This window comes from Haloferax elongans ATCC BAA-1513 (assembly GCF_000336755.1).
In the GTDB taxonomy this organism is placed as follows: domain Archaea; phylum Halobacteriota; class Halobacteria; order Halobacteriales; family Haloferacaceae; genus Haloferax; species Haloferax elongans.
In genome coordinates this window covers 122842-128841 of sequence record NZ_AOLK01000002.1, presented here as the reverse complement: position 1 = coordinate 128841, position 6000 = coordinate 122842, and the positions used below count along the sequence as shown (strand labels likewise).

At 58.4% G+C, this 6000-nt stretch carries 3 protein-coding genes; 1 reads left to right on the top strand and 2 read right to left on the bottom strand.

Annotated features, from left to right (window positions below):
* Positions 1 to 434: 434 nt before the first annotated feature.
* Positions 435 to 1382, bottom strand: coding sequence for a YdbT family protein (locus tag C453_RS00700; protein ID WP_008322046.1), 948 nt, complete (start codon positions 1380 to 1382; stop codon positions 435 to 437).
* 644 nt (positions 1383 to 2026) lie between these two features.
* On the opposite strand from C453_RS00700, the gene C453_RS00695 reads away from it, so the two are divergent.
* On the top strand, positions 2027 to 4333 hold the full coding sequence (locus C453_RS00695; RefSeq protein ID WP_008322045.1) for a pentapeptide repeat-containing protein: 2307 nt from the start codon (positions 2027 to 2029) through the stop codon (positions 4331 to 4333).
* Positions 4334 to 4382: 49 nt separating this feature from the next.
* Here the strand turns inward: C453_RS00695 and C453_RS00690 are convergent, their stop codons facing one another.
* The gene (locus tag C453_RS00690) at positions 4383 to 5600 is read right to left on the bottom strand and encodes a DUF6498-containing protein (RefSeq protein WP_241430640.1); all 1218 of its coding nucleotides are present in this window, start codon (positions 5598 to 5600) and stop codon (positions 4383 to 4385) included.
* Positions 5601 to 6000 lie beyond the last annotated feature (400 nt).

Genomic DNA, 6000 nt, shown 5'->3' with positions numbered 1-6000 from the left:
GCTCCCGCTGCCAACATTCAAGCGTAGCTGTGTCCAAACTCTCCTTGAGCAGGTCTGAGAGTAGCATAGGAAACTAGCTCTTCGACCTGTTCATCCCTTAACTAGACGGTGCCTTAAAAACCAAAATATAAGCTGATATAGTATATGATATGACTTGACGGGTCCTCTCCTAAGCAGACGCCACGCGGTAGATATCGCGTTTCTATCGGAGACCTTTTACTCAAATACAATGAGTATGACATACTACTCAGGAACCAATATGACAAAGAAATTACTTGGATACATATTAAATCAGTTCTCGTGGCGACCGGGGGTAGTTAGGGGTGAGAGTCGAAGCCAGATATGATGATGAAATTGCGTCCCTGTAGTGTGGAAATTGACATATGCCGCAACCGGAATGGTTGGGAGATGTCATACCGACAGTCCAGACGCCGTTACGACGACTCCTGAACTGTCTGACGAGTACCGTCTCGTGCTGCAGTAATCAGATCGGCAACGTGGTCGGGGTCGTCAACGAACACGATTGACTCCCGGTAGAAGCGGTATGGTTCCTGCTGGTCGGAACCACTGGTTCGTGTGATTTTGACTGTTCCAACGCCGGTTCCGAATGGTGAATCGAACCAGCCATCTCGGACCGACACAGACGCAATGGATGCGTACGGGACAGACCACTGCACGGCGTCAAGTCGGCGGTCGTATGCGACGAGGGTCTCTTCGTACAATCGGTATTCGGTCGTCCCAAACGAAATGTCGTAATGCAGGGCACCAACGAGTGCAATTCCTCCCAAGTAGATTGCCACAGAACTGGTGGTCAGGCCGAGGAACACCCACACCGACGCAACCGACAACAATTCGTGACTGAGAACAGGGACCCCAACGACCAAAACCACGAGAATTGCACTCTGTCCAGTGATTCGGCGTATGCTTCCCGCAGCGTGTCCAATTGGAACGAGGCTATCGATTGCACCGCCGATGTGGACTGCACGTCGCGTGGGACGAACCACAGTCTCGGGAGGCACCGATGGCAACGAGTTCTCGTGTCGTTGGGTCTGTTGCTCCGGTGTTTGGCTCGTCTGTGTACTGGGTTGTTCTGCGGCATCGAACTGCCGAGTATCGCGAATTGTGTGGACGACGACGAGCCCAACTGCGACGACTGCCAAGAGCGAGTCCACACTCGGCCCGGAAGTGTAAATCACTGCTAACCCCCACAACGGCACCCAGTAGACTGCCCAGAGGCCAAGTCGCCATCCCGGAAAGACATTGTCCGCAGTGGGGTACGTTGGCGTCCGCTGCAGTCGGGTCAAGTCCACATGCTTCACGCACGCCGCGAGGACCCCACCTGCAACGACGAGTCGCGTTGTCGGTGTCCAGAACGCAGCCATCACTGACGACGTTGGCTCAGCCCACGTAGTGGCCAACACCGGGAGTGGCACAAAAACGAGTCCGAGAAGGAGTGTATTCACAAACGGGCGGAGGTTGTACACCACTATCGGTGGGATTCGTTCAGCTAGCGTTATCGAACCGACCTTTGGTGTGAAGAACCTGAAGAGCCCCATCTCGTACGGTGAAAACGTCGAATGTCCACTTCTCGGGGCTCTGGACTTCCCAGTCGGTGTCACTGACGGCCGAGGAGATGCAAACAATAGCAACCCGAATCGACGAACGAGCGAGACGCTGCGGTCGACCCAAAAAAGAACAACAACGGTATACAGCGGACGTGCAGTAATCACCACGCCAATACCAGCGGTTAGACCAACACAAATCCGTGTAACCCACCGAAGCGGGGAGTTGTTCACGTGATTAGATGCCAATTTCGTTATAATATTCTCACCGATTTTCTAGGTCAGTGGGGTTGTAGGGTCACCCCGAAAAGCACTTTACCGACGCACTGCTGTCCGAAGAATTATATCACGGACCCTGAAAATGAAGACAGAACGAATCTCACGCCTACGCTGGAATGCGGGCGGCCGAGATGCAACACGGAGGCGCTTTATCCATGTCGAGAAATGAGTCAAAACCCGCCCTGATGTCCTCGTCCGCGTGTCGATACACGTTCGACCCGTCGATACAGACGGATGCACACTTGCAAACGACGTGGGAGTGTCCCCACGAAGCCCACCCGGAAAGCGAGTTCTGTGTGTTCCACATGACTCGCGACGAACGCGCTTCGCTCGACGTGACCGCCGACGACATCGTCGCCGAACTCCGGGCGAATCTTCAGTCTCCCGACACTCGTGTGAACGAGTACATCGGTGCTGACCTCCCGCACCTCTCACTCACGTACCAGGATATCAATGGCAAGACGAACCACGTCCTGAACTTCCAACACGCCGATATCGATGGCCTGGACCTGACGCATGGGAAGCTCGAACAAGGGCTGATTCTCCGTGAGGCAACTGTCGGAAAGTTGAAACTCGAAGAAGCCGTTCTCACTGGCACAGTTGATGCCGAGCGGTTGACGGTTCGCGACGAAGTCAAAACCAACGAAGCGACCTTCGAGCAGGAAGCCCGGTTCGACGGCGCTGTCTTCCGTGGCGACGTGCGATGCGATGAGGCGACGTTCCAGGCCGACACGAACTTCGCGGAGACGACCTTCCACGGGGCCGCGTACTTTCGAAACGTCGAAACGAGCGGGACCAGCCACGTCCTCGACGACCACATCACGTTCGAGAACGCCACCTTCCGCGACGACGCGAGTTTCCGTCAGGCCACCTTCGACTACGTGACGTTCGAAGGAGCGCAGTTTACTGCAGGCTCCGACTTCGAGCACGTCATCTTCGGTGGCGACGCTCGGTTCGACGGCGTCACGTTCCAGGAGATGGCCGACTTCGACGAAGCGCGGTTCGACGACGACGTGAGCTTCACCGACGTCCGGTTTATGCAACTCGCCGAATTCCGCGGCGTCGAGTTCAACGGTGGGAGTCGAACCACCCACGACGACGTGACCTTCGAAGGGGCCGTTTTCGAAGGCGAAGCCGACTACAAGCTGGCTCGCTTCCGCTTTTCGGATTTCAAGGATGCGGTGTTCAAAGGCTCGGTCAACTTCGACCGGGCGACCTTCACCGCGCGGACTGACTGCCACCGCTTGGTGGTCAGCGACGAACTCGACCTCTCGTTTGCGACGTTCCAAGACGGTGCCAGCTTCGACGAGAGTCGGTTCTGTGGAGACGTCGTCGCCGATGGGACGCAATTCGGTGGCGACGCCTCGTTTGACGACGTCGAATTCGAGGCACGTGCACGGTTTGGCGAGGCGCGGTTCGACGAAGATGCGAGTTTCCAAACTGCAACGTTCCACGGGCCGGCCGAGTTCCGCGGCACCCTGTTCGAGGGTGAGATGCAACATCTCGGTGCTAACGCCTCCTTTAACGAGGCAGTCTTTCAGGATGTCGCCGAGTTCGAAGCGGCCAACTTCACGACTGCGTCGTTCTGGGAGACGACGTTCCACGACCAGGCTGACTTCCGCCGGTCGGTCTTCAGCGAGACAGCACGCTTCCGCGTTCACGGTGGCGACCGAGACACGTACCTCGACTTCACCGACGCGACGCTTTGCGGTGGCACGATTTCGCAGGTCGCTGGCGAAGCCACACCGTACGACCTCACGCGAGCGACAGTTGGTGATATCCAACTCGAAGGCGACGGAAACGAGCACGAACTGCTCGACCACTTCCGGTTTTGCCTCACCGATTTCGATTGCTTCGACTTCAGTGACCACCACGGCTATCTCGAACGGAACGACTGGACCATCCACGACTTCGTCGGAAACACTGCCACGGGCCAATTCGCCGTCGAGATGTCTCCCGAGATAGTCGAGGAGACCTACCGGAAAGCACAGGATAGCGCCAACGCCGTGGGCGATACACCGGCAAGTCGAGAATTCGAGTTCAAACGCTACTACTACAATCGCCAGAAGAACTTCGATATCATCATCAACGAGTACTCACTGAATTCGTGGGCGCGCGGCAAGAAGGTCGCAAGCGTGGGTCTCAACCTCTTGATGCAGGTGACGTGCGGCTATGGCAACCGCCTCCCCCGAATTGCTGCGTTCACCTTCCTCCTGCCTGCGGCGTTCGGATTGGCCTACGCTGCTGGTGGGCCGTTCTTGACCCAAGCCGGGAGCGTCTTCGACCCGGGCGCAGTGGACAAAACGGCGCTCGAGGTCCTCTTCGATAACGTCTACTACAGCTACATTAGCTTCAGTACGGTTGGCTACGGTGACATCAACCCACTCGGTCCGGCGGCGCGCGTCCTCGCTGCCAGTCAGGGGATGTTGAACGGGCTGTTCTTCACTCTCCTCACGTTCACGCTGTTCAAGCGCGTGCTCGGTGGGAACTAAGCGTCAGTGCCGCTGTTATTTCTTGATCACAGACCAACCTACTACGTTTTCAGCCTGCGTCTTCGCCATCGAGCAGTCTTGCAGCCGAATCGACGTCTCCGAAGTACCCCATCCTGTGGGTCTCGCCCCCGGCGGTGCTGAGCTTGAGCGTGTCGTACCACTTGGGCAGCACCGCGGCGAAGAGGTCCGAGGACGCAATCATCTCCTCTATCTCGTCGCGGCGAACTGACCACTGCGCCGCACCCGTCAACTCGTTGCGGGCGACGACCGCGTCTGGGTAGACGTGATAGACGACGTGTGCGCTGACCACCCACCCGACCACGAGTTCGACGAGCACCCGGCAGCCTATGACCGCCCCGACGCCGACTGCGGCGCCGACGGCGTGGCCGTACGGCGCGCCGAGCATCTCCCCACCGACGACCAGCCCGACCAGCCCGCCGAACAGAACGGGGAAAAGCATCAGCCCTAGCACAGAGGCGAGGACTCCGCTGATCACTGCAGCCGCGAGCGTGCCGCGACGGTCGCTCCTGAACGACGCGACGGGTTCGCCATCGGGGGTCTCAACCGGACGGTCGTCCCCGACGGTCTCACCGCTGAACACGGTCGATTCGGCCCACTCCGGGTAGCGGAGCTCGACGAGGTCGTAGCCGACCCTCGCGCCGACGGCTGCGAGCCCAAGGCCAACGTGGCCGACGCCCGCAGCCTCCGCCCCGTCGATTGCGAGCGGGGCGACGACCGCGAGGACGAACACGAGCACCAGATACTTCCGGGTACTGCCGCCGGTGGCGGCCGTCGACTCGTACGCCCCCGACCGCAGCCAGCCCACGAACCGGGCCGTCTGGTTGACCACGACGGCGAGAACGGCCAGCGCGAGTGTCTCCGGTGGCGCGAATTCACCGACGAACGGCTCGACGGCACCGGTCAGTAGCAGCCCAGCGAGCGGCCAGAAGGCCGCGATTGGAATCAACGCCAGCAGCACGTACGGCACGTTCCGCGGGTACACTGGGGGGAGCCAGCTTCCCAGCCGGACTCCTCCGCGGACGTCCGCGAGCGATTCGAGCGGGAACGGCATTCGTGTCCCACGCGGCCTGTACGCCTCTGACGGAGGTAGCTCGGCAAACAGGGATTGGAGGGCGCCTCGACCGGCTGCGACTCCCGCTTCGACCCAGTACACGAACAGCAGGAGGTGTGGCCCCCACTCGAGTCGGAGGACACCCGCGGCCAACACCGCGGCGACCAGCACCATCCGATACACTCTCCGATTCACGTTGAAATAACAGTTCTACTCAGGTGAAAACACCTGCTTCCTTCGCCGGGCGTTTGCCCGTCGTGTTGGAAACGTGTTCTTCATAGTCTGTCGCAGAGCACTCACTGAGCAGGTCTGCGAGTATTCTAACCAATTAACTCAACAACCTGCTCGTTCCTCACACTGGCTTAACTAAGCAGTGCCTTCAGAGACATGAATTAACACATGCGATTGGACTCTCGGAAAAAAGAACGACAGCAACGGAAGCGACAACAGGTCACTGTACGGTAATTGATAGTAGAGATTAATTGGAATATTGAGCGTATCCATCATTACTGGCGTACTCTTGTTCGCCTTCATAAGTCGCGGCGCTGAAGGTGAAGAGACAATTCGAGTGGCTCTCTGCAAGGTGTTCGTTAGT